The organism is Amycolatopsis sp. VS8301801F10 (assembly GCF_046195355.1).
In the GTDB taxonomy this organism is placed as follows: Bacteria; Actinomycetota; Actinomycetes; order Mycobacteriales; family Pseudonocardiaceae; genus Amycolatopsis.
This window is the reverse complement of sequence record NZ_CP176065.1, coordinates 6,471,081-6,490,585: the sequence shown is the minus strand read 5'-3', so window position 1 is coordinate 6,490,585 and position 19,505 is coordinate 6,471,081. Positions and strand designations below refer to the sequence as shown.

At 73.9% G+C, this 19,505-nt stretch carries 6 protein-coding genes; 3 read left to right on the top strand and 3 right to left on the bottom strand.

The genetic code is table 11. From position 1 onward, the window contains the following. Nucleotides 1-46: 46 nt before the first annotated feature. The 3 genes from F9C11_RS30430 to F9C11_RS30420 form a co-directional block, all read right to left on the bottom strand. On the bottom strand, nucleotides 47-1,282 hold the full coding sequence (locus tag F9C11_RS30430) for a cytochrome P450 family protein (RefSeq protein ID WP_409180786.1): 1,236 nt from the start codon (nucleotides 1,280-1,282) through the stop codon (nucleotides 47-49). A gap of 180 nt (nucleotides 1,283-1,462) precedes the next feature. Continuing rightward, complete coding sequence (locus F9C11_RS30425; protein WP_409180785.1) at nucleotides 1,463-1,672, bottom strand: DUF5988 family protein; 210 nt, start codon at nucleotides 1,670-1,672, stop codon at nucleotides 1,463-1,465. Between the two features lie 40 nt (nucleotides 1,673-1,712). Next, entirely contained in the window at nucleotides 1,713-2,507 is a 795-nt protein-coding gene (locus F9C11_RS30420; protein WP_409180784.1) for a thioesterase II family protein, read from the bottom strand. Between the two features lie 920 nt (nucleotides 2,508-3,427). Here F9C11_RS30420 and F9C11_RS30415 point away from each other — a divergent pair. The 3 genes from F9C11_RS30415 to F9C11_RS30405 all read left to right on the top strand — a co-directional run bounded on the left by F9C11_RS30415 (nucleotide 3,428) and on the right by F9C11_RS30405 (nucleotide 19,488). Then, nucleotides 3,428-6,343: an AAA family ATPase gene (locus tag F9C11_RS30415; protein ID WP_409180783.1), complete on the top strand. Its 2,916-nt coding sequence runs from the start codon at nucleotides 3,428-3,430 to the stop codon at nucleotides 6,341-6,343. A gap of 715 nt (nucleotides 6,344-7,058) precedes the next feature. Further along, the gene (locus F9C11_RS30410; protein WP_409180782.1) at nucleotides 7,059-13,646 is read left to right on the top strand and encodes a type I polyketide synthase; all 6,588 of its coding nucleotides are present in this window, start codon (nucleotides 7,059-7,061) and stop codon (nucleotides 13,644-13,646) included. Then, nucleotides 13,639-19,488, top strand: a complete 5,850-nt coding sequence (locus F9C11_RS30405) for an SDR family NAD(P)-dependent oxidoreductase (protein WP_409180781.1) — start codon at nucleotides 13,639-13,641, stop codon at nucleotides 19,486-19,488. Before F9C11_RS30410 ends, F9C11_RS30405 begins: the two co-directional genes overlap by 8 nt. Nucleotides 19,489-19,505 lie beyond the last annotated feature (17 nt).

Genomic DNA, 19,505 nt, shown 5'->3' with positions numbered 1-19,505 from the left:
CCGCGCGGACACCCCTATGTTCGCGCCGTGCCCCGGGAACCGGCGCTCAGGCGCGGACGGGCAGCGCGGTGAGACCGCGGATGAGCAGGCTGGACTGCCAGTTCAGCGAGCCGGGCTCGACGGCGAGGGCGAGCGTGGGCAGCCGGCCGGCGAGCACCCGGAAGGCGATCTCGCCCTCCATCCGGGCCAGCGCGGCGCCGAGACAGTAGTGGATGCCGTGCCCGAACGCGAGGCTCTTTCCCCGCGGGCGCCGCAGGTCGACCTCGTCGGGCCGCTCGAACACCTCGGGGTCCCGGTTCGCCGACCCGATCGCCAGCAGCACGGTCGAGCCGGGCGGGACGGTGGTCGCGCCGATGGTCACCGGCTCGGTCGCGAACCGCACGGTCGCGGTGTTCACCGGGCTGTCGATGCGCAGGAACTCTTCGACCGCGCCGGTCAGCAGCGCGGGTTCCTGCCGCAGCCGGTCCCACTGGGCGCGGTCCTTCAGCAGGGCGAGCACGCCGTTGCCGATCAGGTTCATCGTCGTTTCGTGCCCGGCCACGAGCAGCAGCGAAGCCATCCCGGTCGCTTCGGAGTCCGACAGCCGGTCGCCGTGCTCGTCCTCCGCGACGATCGCGGAGAGGATGTCTTCGCCGGGGCGGTCGCGTTTTTCCGCCACCAGCACGGAAAGGTACTCCGTCATCTCCGCCGACGCGGTCACGAATTCCGCGGGCGAAGCGGGCGACAGCACCGCGTGCGACCATTTCCGGAAGGCGGCCCGGCGGTCTTCCGGCACGCCGAGGATCTCGCAGATCACCTTCATCGGCAGCGGGAACGCGAGCGCGTCGATGAGGTCGACCGACGGCTCGCCGCCGGCGAGGCGCTCGGCCAGCGCGTCGACCAGTTCCTCCGCCAGCTCCTGGATCCGCGGGCGCAGCCCGGCGACGGCGCGAGCGGTGAACGCCTTGGCGACCAGCTTCCGCAGCCGGGTGTGCTTGGGCGGATCCGAGTTGAGCATGTGGTCGTGCGCGTCGAAGTCGTCGAGCGTCACCGCCGCGACCCCGGCGCCCGCCGCGCGCAGATCGTCCAGCGCGGCCGTGACGTCCTTGGACAGCCGCCGGTCGGCGAGCCCGGCGCGCACGTCCTCGTACCGGGTGACCAGCCAGGCGGGCGGCCCGCCGGGCACCTGCACCTTGGTGACCGGACGCTGCGTGCGCAGCAGCGCGTACAGCGCATACGGGTCGTCCGCGAAGCGCGGGGTGAGCAGGACGGCGTCGCCGTCGGTGTCGAATTGCGCGTTCATCTCAGTCCGCCTCGCGGGTAAGCGTGATTTTCGCGCCGTTCGGCGGGCGCTCGGGCTTTGCCGGAGCGTAGCGTTTCGCGATCGCCGGGCACCCCCCTGAGTCCGTTGCCCCGCCCCGTATCCGGAGCGGCCGGGCAGCGCGGGGCGAAAGCCGTTTCCCCGCACTGCCGCTCCGGTTTCTCACTCGGCGATCTTGGTGCGTCCCGTCCAGTGGTAGACCGCTACGCGGGCCTCGTCGGCCCCCTCGAACTCCCCGCGGTGCGAGAAGTGCTCGTATCCGCCGTCGACGCAGATCTTGACGTCCTCGGTGAGGTCGTCCACGTAATGCCCGTCGCCCAGCGGGGCGAGCCGGGACGGGGAACCGACGAGGTTGACTTTGATGCGTGCCATGGTGATTCTCCCATTCGCTCGACAATCTCAGGACAAGTCGTCACCGGGTCCGGGCGGCGGTGCTTCCGGCAGGCGCCAGCACGTCGACGATCGTCCGGACGACTTTCGGGGCCTGCGCGGCGAGATAGAAATGCCCGCCGGGATAGGTGGTCAGCGTGCAGGACGCGGTGGTGTGGTCGCGCCAGCCCTCGGCCTCTTCGACGGTCACCTTGGGGTCGTCCTCGCCGAGCAGGACGTGGATCGGGATCTCGACCACCGTCCCGGGCGGGCAGCGGTAGGTTTCGGCGGCCCGGTAGTCGGCGCGCAGCACCGGAAGGACCATCCGCAGCAGGTCGTCGTCGCCGAAGACCTGCGCGTCGGTGCCGCCGAGGGATTCGACCGCTTCGAGGAACCGGGCGTCGTCCGGTTCCTGGTGCACCCGCTCGTCCCGCGCCCGCGACGGCGCGACGCGGCCGGAGGCGAACAGCGCCCGCAATTCGGTGGCTCCGCCGGCTTCCAGCCGCCGGGCGACCTCGAAACCGAGGGTGGCCCCCATGCTGTGGCCGAACAGCACCGTCGGCCGGTCCAGCCAGGGCCGCACGGCCTCGGCCGCCGCGTCGGCGAGTTCCGCGATGCTCTCCAGGCACCGTTCCGACCGCCGGTCCTGGCGTCCCGGGTACTGGACCGCCAGCACGTCGGCCGCCGAGGACAACGCCCTCGCCATCGGGAAGAAATAGCTCGCGGACCCGCCCGCGTGCGGAAAGCAGACGACCCGGAACGGCGCCCCGTCCCAGGGGTGATACCGCCGGATCCACCGGCTGCTGTCTTGTCCGCTGTCTTGTCCGGACACGGGCATCCCTTTCGTCGTCCGCGCTCTCGGCGAATGCGAGAAACCGCGGTTTCGAGGGTGCCGGAGGATCCGCGAGGGCATCAACCCCTAATAAGTCCGCGCCGCCCCCAGTCGGTCCGGCGGAAAAGCCCGAGCTTGTTTCACCCTATTGGCGGCTTCGTTCACCGAGCGCAGCCGGGCCGGTGAACGGAGGGGGAACGCGGGCGCGCGCGGACGGGCGATTCCCGCCGGAGAGAGGTGAAACGCGAGGCGCGACGGCGTACGGTCCCGGTGCCTGGGACGCCGGTGTTCGGGCAGGTCACCGGCGGTGTGCGACGGTCGCGACGGCGTGCTCGCCGGCGTGGCGGGGGATTGCGAGCGCAGTGGGTGATCGCTAAGATCACTGTTGGCGGGAATAAACGGACAGGAACCCGGCATTGTCGCCGATGACCGAACACGGGAGCCTGCCGCACTAGTTTCCGGATGGCCGAAGAATAGACAGAAACGCATCTCTGGGGGAATCGTGGGGGCAGTCCGGACGAATCATTCGGCGGCGCGGGACCGGCGGTGGCGCGCCGGCGACCGGGGCTGCCGAAGGCTCGGCCGATAGCCGCGGCGACGGCCCGGGCGCGGGATGAAACGAGGGCTCCGGCGCGGGGTCGGTGTTCAGGGACTGACCTCGTGGTTTCACCAGCGGTGCCGTCTTTCGCCGGGGCGGGGTCCGGGGAAAGAGCGGGCGGGAGCGAGGAATCGGCCCCCGGGACCGCGTCCGCCGGCAGGCCCGTCCCCGGGCGGGGCGGCCGGGCAAGACGGGGAAAAAGAATGCGGAACGAACTGGGGTAGGCAACGGTGCGCCCGGGAGCGGCGCGGCTTCCCGGGAGCGAGGCGAGTCGCCGGGGGCGATATCGGCGACTCCCGCGGCGTGCTGCCCGGCGTTCCGCTGTCGGATGCTTGGGGGCAGGACGGCAGTGCTGATCGAGCGCGGAAACGAAGTGAAGTTCCTGGAGGAGCTGTTTTCCGAAACGGATTCCGGGAACGGGAGAATAGCTCTGGTCAATGGCGCCGTGGCCAGCGGGAAGACCGAACTGCTCCGCACGTTCGCCGAACAGCGGGCGCGGGAGGGCGCGGTCGTGCTGACGATGACCGGAGACCGCGACCGCGAGACCCGCGCGTACGGCAGCCTGGAGCGGCTCGTCCGGGAGTTGCCGGTGCCGCGGGCGAAAACCCTCGAGCTGACGCGGTTGATCGCGCGGCCCCCGGACGGTGGTCCGCCTTCGTCGTTCGACGTCGCGAACCTCGTGCTCGAACTGACGCTGGAACTGGCGGAGAGAACGCCCCTGCTGATCACCGTCGACGACGCGCAGCACGTGGACGCGTCGTCGATGGACTGCCTGCTCCGGCTCGCCGAGCGCACGCGCTCGGCCCGGATCATGCTGCTGCTGGCGGAGCTGGCGCACGGCCGGTCGGCGCACCCGTCCTACCGCATCGAACTGGTCCGCCAGCGGCACTTCCGGCGGCTGGATCTCGCGCCGCTCTCGGCGGCGGGGGTGGCGAAGCTGCTGGCCCGGCATCTCGATCCGGACTCGGCGGAGCGGCTGGCCGCGGGGTGCTACACGATCACCCGCGGAAACCCGCTTCTGGTGCGCGCGCTGATCGAAGACCAGCTCGACTGGCCGGAACCCGGCCGGGACGCGCGCCCGGTGGTCGGCGACGCGTTCCGGCACGCGGTGCTGACGTGCTTGCGGCGCAGCGGATCCGACGTGCTGGCGCTCGCCCGCGTCGTGTCGGTGCTCGGCCCGGACAGCACGGTGGAGCGGCTCAGCGGGATCGTGCACCGCAGACCCGCGGACGTCACGCGCGCGTTGCGGGCCCTGCGCACAGTGGGTTTCCTGAACGGCAACGATTTCCGCGACTGGTCCTTCCGCGAGGCGGTGATCGACTGCACGGAGCCGGAGGACCTGGCGAAGCTGCACGTCACGGCGGCGCGGTCGCTGCACGCGGACAAGGCGGGTGCGGGCCGGGTGGCCCGGCATCTCCTCGCGGCGGGCGGCGAACCGGACGCGTGGGCGGTGGAGCAGCTGCACAGCGCGGCCGAGGAAGCGCTGCGCGCGGACGACGCCGGACGGGCCGTCGAATACCTGGAGCACGCGCTGACCGGCCAGCCGGACGGACCGCGGGCCGCCGCTCTGCGCGTCCTGCTGCTCCGCGCCGAACTGCGCGGCGGTTCCGCCGCCGACCGGCATCTGACTCTTCTGTGCGAGCACGAGCGCGCCGGCGACCTCGATCCGGAACAGAAAGTCTTCCTGGTGCAGCGCCTGCTGTGGGCGGGCAGACAGCCGGACGCCGAGCCCGTCCTCGACCGGCTCGGCCGCGAGTACGCCCGCCGGCGGTCGCGGAACAGCACGCTGGCCGACGTCGGCCATTGGCTGCGGCACGCGCATCCCGCGCTCGCGCCGCGCTGGGCGGAGGCGACCGGCGCGGCGGCCCGCGAGGACGCGGAGCCGGCGCGGTGGACGGCGTCCGCGTCGGAAGCGCTGATCACGGTGCTGGGCGGCGCGGACGAGCCCGGCGCGGTCTCGAAGGCGGAAAGCGTCCTCGAGGCGACGCCGCTCGACGACCTGACGGTCGGCCCGATGTGGTCGGCGTTGCGCACGCTGGTCTACGCCGACCGCCTGGAGACCGCGACGAACTGGTGCGACGCGCTGCTCGCGGAGGCGAAGGCCAGGGGAGTGGCGTGGTGGCAGGCGGTGTTTTCGGCCTGCCGCGCGGACATCGCGCTGCGGTACGGGGAACTGTCGAAGGCGTCCGGCCACGCGCACGACGCGATCGAGGCCGTCGGAGCCGAACGGTGGGGCGTCGCGATCGGGATGCCGCTGGCGGTGCTGATCCGCGTCGCCACGGTGATCGGCGACCACGAGGAGGTCCGCGAACACCTGCGGCAGCCGGTGCCGGAGGAGATGTACCGCTCCGGCTACTGCCTGCCGTACCTGCGGGCCCGCGGCCGGTACTGCCTGGCGACCGGCCGCGTCGAGGCCGCGCTCGCCGATTTCGAGCGGTGCCGGGAGCTGATGGCGGCGTGGGGGTTCGAAGCGCCCACGCTCGCGCCGTGGCGGACCGACAGCGCGAAGGCGCATCTTCGGCTCGGCGACGCCGACCGGGCACGGGAACTGGCGAACCGGCAGCTGGCGCATCCCCGGTTCCGCACGCCGCGGGTGCGCGGCGCCGCGCTGCGGATGCTCGCCGCGACCGAGGACGTGAGCTCGCGGCTGGCCATGCTGAAGGAAACCGTCGAGGTCCTGCACGCCAGCGGCGATCGGCTGGAGCTGGCGCAGGCGCTGTTCGACCTGAGCCGGACGCACCAGGCGATGAAGCAGTTCGCCAAGGCGCGGATGGTGCTGCAGCGCGCGCGGCGGCTGGGCCAGGCGTGCCGGCTGGAGGTGACGCCGCCGCGGGGAAGCGAGGAGCCCCGGCCGGAGCCGGGCGCCGAATGGACAGTGCCGGAACAGGCGGCTCCGCCGTCTTCGACGTCTCCGGCGTCTCCGTCGGCTGATGCCTCCGATTCCTCCGGTGGCGCGGCCGCGGCTGTGCAGAACGACCAGATCCTGCGGATCCTGACGTCGTCGGAGTACCGGGTGGCGACGCTGGCGTCGTTCGGGTACACCAACCAGGAGATTTCGACGAAGCTGCACGTCACGCCGAGCACGGTGGAGCAGCATCTGACCAGGGTGTTCCGGAAGCTGAAGGTGAGCAAGCGGACGGACCTGCCGGTGGACCTCCAGCTGGAGGCGGCACGGGCGGGCGGGACGCGGACGGCGGGGAAGCCGAAAGTGTCCGGGCGGGGTCCGCGGTCGGACACGCCCTGAACGGATCGCCGAGCAGCAGGCGAGCACTGAACAGTGCCTCCGCCGGGTGGCATCCGCGAGCACCTGCTCGGCCGATTCGGCCTCCGCGGACCGGCCGTTGCCGGGCCAGCGGCTCAAGCGGAAACCTTGTTTCGCGACGATTTCGAGGCGCGCGAAAAGAATGACACGCCAGGCCGTCGGAACCTTTCAGCCCGCTGAACGGACTGCCGGTCAAGGCCCGCTCCGGAAACGCGGCCGAAAAGGCAGGATCCGCACCCGATCAGCCCGCCCCGGAGGCGGGACAACCCCCCCGGCACAAATACCGTCCCCTAACCGGACCCTCCCGTGGTTTCCCTGGTCGGCGCCCTGAACGCCGGGTCACCCCCCTAAGTGAGGGAGCGGGGTGCGGCCGTCGCATAGGGGGTTGTCCGGCGTCGCGGGCGATCGCTACGTTCGCTGGACCATTTCCGAGTCAGGAAAACGGAATTCGACGAAATCCCGATTGCCGGGACGCTGTCGGCGCGATCGTTTTCCGGCACGAGTCCGCGCGGGTGCTGCCGGGACGGAATGCGTTCCGGCGCGACGGAAAGCGAGTGTTGGGCAATGGGAACAGCGAACCGCTCCGGGCAGTTGCCGCCGTCGGACGCCACCGGCCCGGAATCGGCGCCGGCCGACGGGGCCGGCCGCATCGCGTCCGCCTGAGTCACCGACACCCGAAACGGAGACGGCTGGTTCCATGGCCTTCGATTCCACGGCCTTCGACAGCGGCGCTGCTTCCGCGTCCCTGGCGGTCGTCGGGCTCGCGTCCGGACCGGAGCCGGCGGCGGAGATCGCGCGCCGGGCACTGGAGAACTCGGCGATCGTGCCCGGGCCGGCGGACGTGGTCGGGGTCTTCGCCGCCGGGCACCCGCCGGTCGGCGCCGAACTCGGCCTGACCGGCCCGGCGGAGACAGCGGACGGCTCGGCGGTCCGCCTGGCCGCGGACAGCCTCCGCTCCGGAGCGTCGACTCTCGCGCTCGCCGGCTGGACCTCGCCGGACCGCACCGTCTACACAGTACTGAAAGTCGCCGAGCGCGCCTTCGCCGACGACGATCCGGTCCACTGCCTGCTCGCCCCCGACGCGGTCGACGAGGATCTGTCCGAACTCGCGCAGGGCCGCGGCCCGGCCTCGGCGCTGCCGCCGCCGGAACGTCCCGCGACCCCCGAGGACGAGACGGCGGTGCCGATCCTCCTGTCGGCCGGAAGCCCGGAGGAACTGCGCGGCAAAGCCGGCACTTTGCTGGCACACCTGGAAAAAGCCGAGCCCCCGCCACTGCGGGACGTCGCGCGCACCCTCGCGGTCGCCCGGCCGCACCTGGCCTGCCGCGCGGCCGTGGTCGCCGCCGACCGCGAGGAGGCGCGCGCCGGGCTGGCGGAACTGGCGGACGGCACGGCAGTTCCGGTGCGGGCGGGGAACGGGCGCAAAGTCGCGCTGATGTTCCCCGGCGAGGGCGGCCAACGCCCGGGCATGGGGCGAGAGCTGTACTCGCGGCTCCCGGTGTTCGCGGAAGCACTGGACGAAGTCTGCGCGCACCTGGACGCCGTCTCGACCTGGTCGGTCCGCGAACTCCTCCTCGGCGAGAACGGAACTCGCGTCGACCCCGCCGACGAAGCCCTCTACAGCCAGGACGCCCTGTTCGCCCTGCAACTCGCGCTGTTCCGGCAGTTCGAGCACTGGGGCGTACGCCCGGACTTCGTGGTCGGCCATTCCGTGGGCGAGCTGGCCGCGGCCACCGCCGCCGGGGTGTTCGCCCTCCCGGACGTGTGCGCGGTGCTCGCCGAGCGGATCCGGTTGTTCCGCACGAAAACGACGGTCGGCGGCGCGATGGTGGCGATGCGCGTCACCGAGGCCGAAGCCCGCGCATCGCTGGCCGGCCTGACCGGCAAGGCCGAGGTCTCAGCGGTCAACGCGCCGCGGTCGGTGGTGCTCTCCGGCGACCGCGACGTCGTGCTGCGGATCGCCGAGGACTGGGCACGCCGCGGCCGCAAGGTCAAGCAGCTCGCGGTCGACCGCGCCTTCCATTCCCCGCACATGGCGCCGATGGCGGCCGACTTCGAAGAGTTCGTCCGCCGCTTGCCCGCCCGGCCGCCGCGCATCCCGATCATCCCGGTGCATCCCGGGCTCGGCACCGGCTCCGACGTGGTGTGCCGTCCCGAGTACTGGGGCGCGCAAGTCCGCGGCACCGGCCATTTCCTCGACTGCGTAAGGGGATTGGCCGCCGCCGGGGTCGACACCTATCTCGACCTGAGCGCCAACGGAGTCCTCGCCGCGCTCGTCGAGGAAACGCTTCCCGAGGCCGCGCGCGGCGACGTCTTCGTGACCTCGGCGTTGCGCAGCGCCCGGTCCGAACTCCACGCCGTGCTCGGCGCGGCGGCCGGACTGCACGGGCACGGCGTGCCGCTCGCGTGGCCGAGCATCGTCGCCGGCCGCCGGGTGCACCTGCCCGCCGAGACCGCCGAGACCGCCGAACCGGCCGGAACCCCGGCCCCGGCAAGGGATCTGGCCCGGCTCATCCGGGCCGAGACCGAGGCGTTGACCGGCGCGGACTACCGAGCGGACCGCACCTTCCTGGAACTCGGCCTCGACTCCGTCGCGGCGGTGGAACTCGTCCGGGCGCTGCGCCGCCGGACCGGCCTCCCGATCGCCACGACCGCGCTGTTCGACCACCCGACCCCGGAGCGGCTCGCCGCGCATCTCCGCGGTGCCGGTCCCCAGACCGCGGCGGCCCCGCGCACGGCGTCGGACGAGCCGATCGCCATCGTGGGCATGAGCTGCCGGTTCGCGGGCGGCGTAAGGAATCCCGACGACCTGTGGCGGGTCGTCGCGGACGGCCGCTCGGTGATCGGGCCGATGCCCGGGGACCGCGGATGGGACCTCGAGACCCTCTACGACCCGGACCGGGTCCGTCCGGGCACCAGTTGCGTGCGCGAGGGCGCGTTCCTGCACGACGCCGCCGAGTTCGACAACGCCTTCTTCGGCATCGGCGGGCACGAGGCGCTGGAGATGGATCCGCAGCAGCGGTTGCTGCTGGAACTGGCCTGGGAAGCGTTCGAGCAGGCCGGGATCGACGCGACCGGGCTGCGGGGCTCCGACACCGGCGTCTACGCCGGGTTGGCGCACGACGACTACGGCGCCGGCGGCTTCGGCACGCATGAGAACCTCGCGATCGGGACGGTCTGCAGCGTCGCCTCCGGGCGCATCTCGTTCGCCTTCGGCTTGCAGGGACCCAACCTCGCCATCGACACCGCGTGTTCGTCGTCGCTCGTCGCCGTGCACTTGGCGGCGTCCGCGTTGCGCAGCGGCGAGTGTTCGCTCGCGCTGGCGGGCGGCGTGGCGGTGATGTCCACGCCGACGGTGTTCGTCGAATTCAGCAGGCAAGGCGGGCTGGCGCCGGACGCGCGGGTGAAGCCGTTCGCCGAGGGCGCCGACGGCACCGCGTGGGGCGAGGGCGGCGGAATGTTCGTGCTGGAGCGGCTTTCCGACGCCCGCCGCCGCGGCCATCCCGTCCTCGCGCTGATCGCCGGGTCCGCGGTCAACTCCGACGGCGCCAGCAACGGTCTCACCGCCCCCAACGGCGCTGCCCAGCAACGGCTTCTCGCCACCGCGCTCGCCGACGCCGGGCTCACGCCCGCTGAGGTCGACGTCGTGGAGACGCACGGCACCGGCACCAAGCTCGGCGACCCGATCGAGGCCGGAGCGCTCGCCGCGGTCTACGGCGCGGACCGTCCGGCGGACCGGCCGCTGCTCCTCGGCTCGCTCAAGTCGAACCTCGGCCACACCCAGGCCGCCGCCGGGGCCGCCGGGGTGCTCAAGATGGTGCTGGCGATGCGGCACGGCACCGTCCCCGCCACGCTCAACGTCGACCGGCCCAGCTCCCACGTGGACTGGTCCGGCGGCCTGCGCCTGGTCACCGAGCAGACCGCATGGCCGGACGGCGGCCGCGTCCGGCGGGCGGGCGTCTCGTCGTTCGGCATCGGCGGCACCAACGCCCACGTGGTGCTGGAACAACCTCCGGCGGACGACGAATCCCCAGCGCCCGCCGAGGTTTCCCCGGCTCCGATGTGGACTCTTTCGGCCGGCTCCCCGGAGGCCCTCCGCGCACAGGCTGCCCGCCTGCTCGCGCACTCCGCCTCCGCGGCCGACGCCCGCGACGTCGGGTTTTCGCTCGCCACGACGAGGGCCGCGCTCGCGCACCGGGCTGTCCTCGACGGCGACCGTCCGCGGCTGACCCGCGCGCTGGCCGCGTTGGCGGCCGGCCGGACCGACCCCGCGCTCACCACCGGCGAGGCCGGGGACGGCGGTTTGGCCTTCCTGTTCCCGGGACAGGGCAGCCAGCGCCTCGGAATGGGCCGCGCGCTGGCCGAGCGGTACCCGGTGTTCGCTCGCGCCTTCGACGAGGTGTGCGCCGAGTTTCCCTTGCCGCTGCGCGAAATCGTGTCCGGCGAGGACTCAGACCGCCTGGACCGCACCGAATTCGCGCAGCCCGCGGTGTTCGCGTTCGAGGTCGCGGCGTTCCGGCTGCTGGAGCACTGGGGCATCCGCCCGGATCTGCTGCTCGGGCATTCGATCGGCGAGCTGGCCGCGGTGCACGTCGCCGGGGTGCTGTCGCTGCCGGACGCGTGCCGGGCGGTCGCCGCGCGGGGCTCGCTCATGCAGGCGCTGCCCGAAGGGGGCGCCATGTGGGCGGTGGCCGCCGCCCCGGACGAACTCGGCGAGCTGCCGCCGGGAGTTTCGCTGGCCGCGGTCAACGGTCCGCGTTCGGTGGTGCTCTCCGGAGTCGCCGAGGCCGTCGCGACGGTGGCGGAACGGTTCCGCGAGCAGGGCCGCCGGACCCGGCGCCTGCGTGCCTCGCACGCCTTCCACTCCGAGCTGATGACGCCGATGCTGGCCGAATTCCGCGCGGTGGTGGCAGAACTGGACTTCCAGCCGTCGCGCATTCCCGTGGTCTCGGGCTTGACCGGCCGGATCGCCGCCGACGCCGAACTGTCCACACCGGACTACTGGGTGGCGCACGCCCGCGAGGCCGTCCGGTTCTCCGCCGGCATGCGGACCCTCGCCGGCGAGGGCGTCACCACGTTCCTGGAGATCGGCCCCGGCGCGACCCTGACCGAGCCTGCCTCGGACTGCCTGGACGACGCCGAGGACGCGGCCGTGCTCCCCGCGGTCCGGGACGACGACGTGCGCGCCGCGATCGCCGCCCTGCACGTGCGAGGGCACGGACCGGACTGGGCCGCCTGGTACGCCGGAAGCGGAGCGCGCCCGGTGCCCCTCCCGACTTACGCCTTCCAGCGCAGCCGGTTCTGGCTGCCCCCCGAAACCGCACCCGCCGCGGAAAGCAGCGAGGACACGGAGTTCTGGGAAGCCGTCGCCGGCGGCGACCCGGAGCGGTTCGGCAAGCTCCTCGGCACCGACCTCGACGTCACCCGGCTGCTGCCCGTGCTGGCGCGCTGGCGACGCGGCCGCGACCGGGACGCCGAGGCGGACCGGCTGCGGTACCGGATCAGCTGGCAGCCGGTCGCCGACCGCGACGCCACCGAACGGAACTGGGCCCTGCTGCACCCCGCCGGGCACTCGGTCCCCGAGCCCTTGGCCGCCGCGCTCGGCGGAGCCGTGCGCGCCGTCGAGCCCGGCTCCTCGCGCAGCGAGATCGCCGCGCTCCTGCGCGAATGCGGACCGGTCGACGGCTTCGTGTCCTTGCTGGCGCTGGACGAACGGCCGCACCCGGACGCTCCCGGCGTCCCCGTCGGGCTCGCCCTGACCACCGCCCTCGTCCAGGCCGCGGCGGACCTCGACCTCGAAGTCCCGCTGTGGTGCGCGACCCAGTCCGCCGTCTCGACCGGCCCCGGCGACCGGCTCGACGCGCCCGCCCAGGCGATGGCCTGGGGTCTCGGCCGGGTCGCGGCGCTGGAGCATCCGCGCTGGTGGGGCGGGCTGGCCGACCTGCCGGGGACGGTGGACCGGGCGGCGGCCGAACGGCTGGCCGGGGCGCTGGCCGGGGACGAGGACCAGATCGCGGTCCGCGCGTCCGGGGTGTTCGCGCGGCGGCTGCTGCGCGCCCCGGCGGCGGACGGGGCAGGCGGCTGGCCGCGCCGCGGCACCACCCTGGTCACCGGCGCGTTCGGCGCGCTGGGCCGCCGGCTCGCCCGGTGGCTGGCCGCCGAAGGCGTCGAGCGGCTGCTGCTGACCGGCCGCCACGCCGGCGACCCCGGGTTCGTCGCCGAACTGACCGCGCTCGGCGCGGAGGTCGAGGCGGTCGCCTGCGACGTCGGCGACCGGCAGGCGGTGGCGGACCTGCTGGCCGCGATTCCCGCCGACCGGCCGCTGACCGCCGTCGCGCACGCGGCCGGGGTGCTGGACGACGGCGTCCTCGGCGCACTGGACCCGCAGCGCCTCTCGCGGGTGCTGCGCGGCAAGGCCGGCGGCGCCCGCCACCTCCACGAGCTCGCCAGCGGACTGGAAGCCTTCGTGCTGTTCTCCTCCGCGACCGGAGCCGTCGGCAACGCAGGACAGGCCAACTACGCGGCGGCCAACACCTACCTCGACGCGCTCGCGGACCAGCGGCGCGCGGACGGGCTGCCCGCCACTTCGCTGGCCTGGGGGCCATGGGGCGGCAGCGGTATGGCGGTGGACGGCGCGGACGCGACGGCGGTCGAGGGTCGGTTGCGCCGCAACGGAATGACTGTGCTCGATCCCGAGGTCGCCCTCGCCGCGATGGCGAAAGCGGTCGCCCGCGGCGAGTCCGGTCTCGTGCTCGCCGACGTCGACTGGGACCGGTTCCTCCAGGCGTTCGCCGGCGCCCGGCCCAGCCCGCTGCTCCGAGAGCTGCCGGAAGCCCGCCAGAGCCAGGCCGCCGCTCCGGCGGCCGAACCGGCCAGGCTGCGGCTGACGGGCCTGTCGACGGCGCAGCGCCGCCGCGAACTGCGCGAACTGGTCTGCGAGCGCGCCGCGTCGATCCTCGGGCACGCCTCGGCCGCGCAGGTCCAGCCGAACCGGCCCTTCCACGAGCAGGGGCTCAGCTCGCTCGGCTTGGTCGACCTGCGCAATCAACTCGGCGCGCGGACCGGGCTGCGCGTGCCCGCCAGCGCCCTGTTCGACCATCCGACCCCGGTCGCGCTGGCCGCGTACCTGGAAGCCGAACTCGCCGGCGCCCCGGCCGATCCGCCGCCAGCGGCCGAAGAACCGGCCGAGGCGGCCGAAGAAGGTTCCGAAGCGTCCGAAGCGGACGTGCTCGGCCGGGCCGAACGGGAAGTCTTGCTGGCGCTGGAGGAGCTCATCGATGACTGACAACGGCGAGTTGCTGGCCACGCTGGACCGGGTGACCGCCGCGCTGCGGGACACCAGGGAGCGGCTGCGCGCGATGCGGGAGCGGGCGCGGGAACCGATCGCGATCGTCGGGGCCGGCTGCCGGTTCCCCGGAGGGGTGACCGACCCGGACGCGCTGTGGCGGCTGCTCGAAGACGGCAAGGACGCGGTGACGGCGTTCCCCGCCGACCGCGGCTGGCCCGCCGACCTCTCCGGCGCGGGCGGCTTCCTCTCCGACCCCGCGTGGTTCGACGCCGCGTTCTTCGGCATCGGCCCGCGCGAAGCCGAGTCGATGGACCCGCAGCAGCGGCTGCTGCTGGAGGTTTCCTGGGAGGCGCTGGAACGGGCCGGCATCGACCCGGAGGGCCTGCGCGGCTCCCGCACCGGCGTGTTCACCGGCACCAGCGAGCAGGACTACCGGCAGCTGCTGCTGCCCCGCCTGGACGAGCACGCCGACCATCTGGCGACCGGCACCTCGGCCGCCGTGGTGTCCGGGCGGGTCGCCTACCTGCTCGGGCTGGAAGGGCCGTCGGTCTCGGTCGACACCGCGTGCTCGTCTTCGCTGGTCGCCCTGCACCTGGCGGTGCGCGCGCTGCGCGGGGGAGAATGCGACCTCGCGCTGGCCGGCGGCGCGCTGGTGATGTCCACTCCCGGCATCTACCGCGCGTTCGAACAGCAGGGCGCGCTCGCCGCCGACGGGCGCTGCAAGGCCTTCGGCGACGGCGCGGACGGCGTCGGCTGGGGCGAGGGCGCCGGCGTGGTCGTGCTGGAACGGCTGTCCGACGCCCTCGAACACGACCGTCCCGTGCTGGCCGTGGTCCGCGGCACCGCGATCAACTCCGACGGCGCTTCCAACGGCCTGACCGCGCCCAGCGGACTGGCCCAGCAACGCGTCATCCGCGCCGCCCTCGCCGACGCCGGGCTGCGCCCCGAGGACATCGACGCGGTCGAGGCGCACGGCACCGGCACCCGGCTCGGCGACCCCATCGAGGTGGCCGCCCTGCAAGCGGTCTTCGGCGGGGACCGGGCCGCGCCGCTCGCCCTCGGCTCGGTCAAGTCCAACCTCGGGCACAGCCAGGCCGCCGCGGGGATCGCCGGACTGCTGAAAATGGTGCTCGCCCTGCAGCACCGCACCCTGCCCCGCACCCTGCACGCGGACACCCGTTCGTCCCAGGTGAACTGGACCGGCTCGGTCGAGGTGCTCACCGAGAACCGCCCGTGGCCGGCCGGGGAAGGGCGGCCGCGCCGGGCCGGCGTGTCCGCGTTCGGCATCAGCGGCGCCAACGCGCACGCGATCGTCGAAGAGGCGCCGGACCGCCCCGCCGCCGCACCGGCCGGGAAGGACCAGCTGCCCTGGGTGCTGTCCGCGCGCACCGAATCCGCTTTGCTGGCCAGGGCCGGCCAGCTGCTGTCCCATGTGGACGGACGCGATCCGGTGGCGCTGGCACACGCGCTGATCGCTTCGCGCAGCACCTTCGAGCACCGCGCCGTCGTGCTGGACGAAGACCCGCGGACGGCGCTGGACGTGCTGGCCTACGATTCGATCGCCCCCGGCCTGGTGCGCGGGACCGCCGATCTGACCGGCAAGGTCGTGTTCGCCTTCCCCGGACAGGGCGGCCAGCGGGCGGGAATGGCCGCGGACTTGCTCGACAGCTCCCCGTTGTTCCGCGAGCACCTCGAACGGTGCGCCCGGGCGCTGGCCCCGCACACCGACTGGGACCTCCTCGCCGTCCTGCGGCAGGAACCGGACGCGCCGTCCTTGGAGCGCGTCGATGTCGTGCAGCCCGCGTTGTTCGCGGTGATGGTGTCGCTCGCCGCCGTCTGGCGCGCCTCGAACATCGAACCGGACGCGGTGATCGGCCACAGCCAGGGCGAGATCGCCGCCGCGCACGTCGCGGGAGTGCTGAGCCTGGAAGACGCCGCGCTCGTGGTGTGCCGTCGCGCGAAGGCGCTGACCGCGCTGTCCGGCCTCGGCGGCATGGCCTCGGTCGAACTGTCCGCCGAGCTGCTGCGGCCCCGCCTGGACGAGCGGCTGGTGCTCGCCGCGGTCAACGGACCGGACGCGGTGGTCGTCGCCGGGGATCCCGAAGCGCTCGACGCGTTGGTGACCGAGATGGCCGAGTCCGGGATCAAGGCCCGCCGCCTGGAGGTCGACTACGCCTCGCACTCTCCGGCGGTGGAGGCGGTCCGCGAACGGCTGCTCGCCGAACTGGCCCCGGTCACGCCCCGGGCCGCGAAAATCCCCTTCCACTCCACGGTGACCGCTTCCGTGCTGTCCGGAGCCGAACTCGACGCCGGGTACTGGTACCGGAACCTGCGCCAGCCGGTGCGGTTCGCCGAAACGCTGGCGGGCCTGCCGGCGCCGGAGTTCGCCTTCTTCGTCGAGGTCGGCCCGCATCCGGTGCTCGCGCCCGCGATCGCCGCGACGGTCGGGGAGGACGCCGTCGTCACCGGCACCCTGCGCCGCGGCGCGAGCGGCCGGGAAGCGTTCTTCGGCGCGCTGGCCGAGGTCTACGTCCGCGGGTTGCGTCCGAAGTGGACGGAACTGGGCGAGCCGGGCAGTCCCGGGTTCGCCGCGCTGCCGACCTACCCGTTCGAACGCAAGCGGTTCTGGCTGGCGCAGAAGGAAATCCGCCGCAGCACCCATCCGGTGCTCGACCCGCCGGTCGAGCTGGCGGGCGCCGGCGAACTCGTGCTCGCGGGCAGGCTGTCGACGGCGGAGGCGCCGTGGCTGGCCGATCACCGCGTGCTGGACGCGGTGGTGTTGCCCGGCACCGCTTGGCTCGAACTCGCCTTGACCGCCGGTGCCGCGGCCCGGTGCCCGGCGGTCAAGGAACTCACCCTGGAACGTCCGCTGATCCTCCCGAACGACGCGACGGCGGCGGTCCAGTTGCGGGTCGGCGCCCCGGACGCGGACGGGCAACGCGGCCTGGAGCTGCACGCGAAAGTCGACGGTTCGGCCTGGGTGCGGCACGGCGAAGGGATTCTCGGCCCGCGGCAGGCGGAGCCCGAGCCGCTCGGCGCGTGGCCGCCGGAAGGCGCGGAACCAGTCGCGCACGACGGGCACTACGCCAGCCTGATCGAGCGAGGATTGCGTTACGGCCCGGCCTTCCAGGGCTTGCGCGAGGTGTGGCGGCGCGGCGACGAGGTCTTCGCCGAGATCAGCTGCCCGGTCGACCCCAAGGGTTTCACCGTGCACCCGGCGCTGCTCGACTCCGCCTTGCACGCCCTCGGCTTCGCGGCCGGCGTCCCCGCCGTCGACGGCCCGATGCTGCCGTTCAGCTGGACCGACGTGACCGCGCATTCCGCGCGCCCGGCGGCGTTGCGAGTCCGCCTGCGCGGAGGGCTGGACGGCTCGGTGCGGCTGGACGTCGCCGACGGCCACGGCACTCCGGTGCTGTCGGTGGGCTCCCTGGCACTGCGGCCCGCCGCGGCCCGCGACGGAGTGCCCAGGGACGCGCTGTTCCGGGAGAAATGGGTCGAGGTTCCCGCCACCGGCGGCGCCGCGGGCACTGTCGTGGCTGTCGGCACGGACACCGCACAGTTCCCCGCGTACGCGGACCTGAACGCGCTGGCCGCCGCTGTCGTGGCGGGAGAACCGGTGCCGAACGCGGTGCTCGTCAACGCTTCCGAGGGCTCGGTGCGGGACTCCGCGCACCGAGCGCTGGCGCTGGTGCAGTGGTGGCTCGCCCATCCGGCGTTCGCCGCGTCCAAGCTGGTGTTCCGCACGACGGGCGCGGTCGCGGCCCGCAGCGGTGACGAGCTGCCGGACCTGGCCGGCGCGGGCGTGAGCGGCCTGGTGCGCTCCGCCCAGACCGAGGAGCCCGGCCGGTTCGTCCTGCTCGACGCCGACGAGGTCACGCCCCTGACTGTGGCTGCCGCGCTCGGCTCCGGCGAACCCGAACTCGCCCTGCGCGGGGGAGTGCTGCTGGCACGCCGCCTGGTGCGGGCGTTCGCCCCGACGCCCACGCGGTTCGCCGGCGCGGACGACGTCGTGCTGATCACCGGCGGCACCGGCACTCTCGGCGGACTCCTCGCCCGCCACCTGGCGACCGCCCACGGCGTGCGGCGGCTCGTGCTGCTCAGCCGCCGCGGCTCCGCCCCGGACCTGGTCGCCGAACTCGCCGGGCTGGGCGCGACGGCTGTCGCGGAGTCCTGCGACGTCGCCGACCCGGCCCAGCTGTCCCGCGTGTTCGCCGAACACCAGCCCACCATCGTCGTGCACGCGGCGGGCGCGCTCGCCGACGGCATCGTGGCGGCCCAGACCCCGGAGCAGCTGGACGCGGTGCTGCGGCCGAAGGCGGAGGCCGCGCTGCACCTGCACGAGCTCACGAAAGACAAGCCGCTCAAGGCGTTCGTGCTGTTCTCCTCGGCCGCGGCCGTCGCGGGCAGCGGCGGCCAGTCGAACTACGCCGCCGCGAACGCGGTCCTCGACGGGCTCGCCCGTCGGCGGCACGCACTCGGCCTGCCCGCGCTTTCGCTGGCGTGGGGGCGATGGGCCGAGCGCAGCGAGCTGACCCGGCACCTCGCCGCCGGCCCCGGCGAACTGGCCACCGGGGAAGCGCTCGCGCTGTTCGACGTCGCGGTGTCCCTGCGCGATCCCGTGCTGGTGCCCGCCCGGTTCGACCCGGAGGGCGCCGAGGACCGGCCCCTGCTGCGGGAACTGGCCGAACGGCCGGACACCGAGGACGGCGACCTCCGGCAATGGCTGGACGGCCTCGCCGGCCGGGAACGGGAGCAAGCGCTGCTCGACTTCGTCCTCACCGTCGTCGCGGGCGCGCTCGGGCACGAGGACGCCGCGGACCTGCGCCCCACCGCCGGGTTCCTCGAGATCGGCGTCGACTCGCTGGCCGCGGTCCGCATCCGCAACCAGCTCGCCGGGGCCCTGCGGCTGCGGCTGCGCGCGACGGTGACCTTCGACCACCCCAGCCCCGCGGTGCTGGCCCGGCACCTGGCCGAACTGCTGTCCACCGGCGCGGAGGAGGCGATCGACGAGGAAGGCGCGCGGATGCGCGAATCGGTGCTGCTCGCCCGCGACTCCGCGTGGCAGGCGACCCGCGTCTTCGCCGACTCCGTCGCCGAGCTTGCCGAGCGGCCCGCCCCGGTCCGGCTCGCCGGCGGCGACGCGCGCACCGCGCTGGTCTGCGTCCCCGGCATCGTCGGCATGTCCGACCCGGTGCAGTTCGCGCGGCTGGCCAGGTCCTTCAAAGGCGAGCGGGACGTCTGGGCGGTGCGGCACCCGGGGTACCGCCGCGCCGAGGCACTGCCCCGGACCCGGGAAGTGCTGGTGGACCTGCACGCGGAGGCCTTGCGCGCCGAACTCGGCGACCGGCCGTTCGTGCTGACCGGACTGTCCGCCGGCGGACTGGTCGCGCACCAGATCGCGCGCCGCCTGCACGAACTGGGCACGCCGCCCGCCGGGGTGGTGGTGCTCGACAGCTACGTGCCCAGCGAGCACCAGCGGCTGGTCCGGCTGCTGCCGGGGCTCGGCGAGGAAGCACAGGCCCGGATGGACAACCCGGACCTCGCGGTTCCCGGCGACGACGGCTGGATCACCGCGATGCTGCACTACCAGGACTTCGACTGGGCCCCGGCCGAACTGCCGATCCCGGTGCTGTTCGTCCGCGCCGCCCAGCCGCTGGAGGGCTGGCCGGCGGACTGGGCGCCGGTCTGGCCGTTCCCGCACACGCTCGCCACCGCGCCCGGCAACCACTTCACCATCCTCGAGGAGCACGCGGCGGACACCGCGGCGCTGATCGGGGCGTGGCTGCGCGACACCCTCCCGCCCGCGGGCGGCGAGCACTCCGACCGGACGACCACCTGAGGGGATCCACCGTGGCA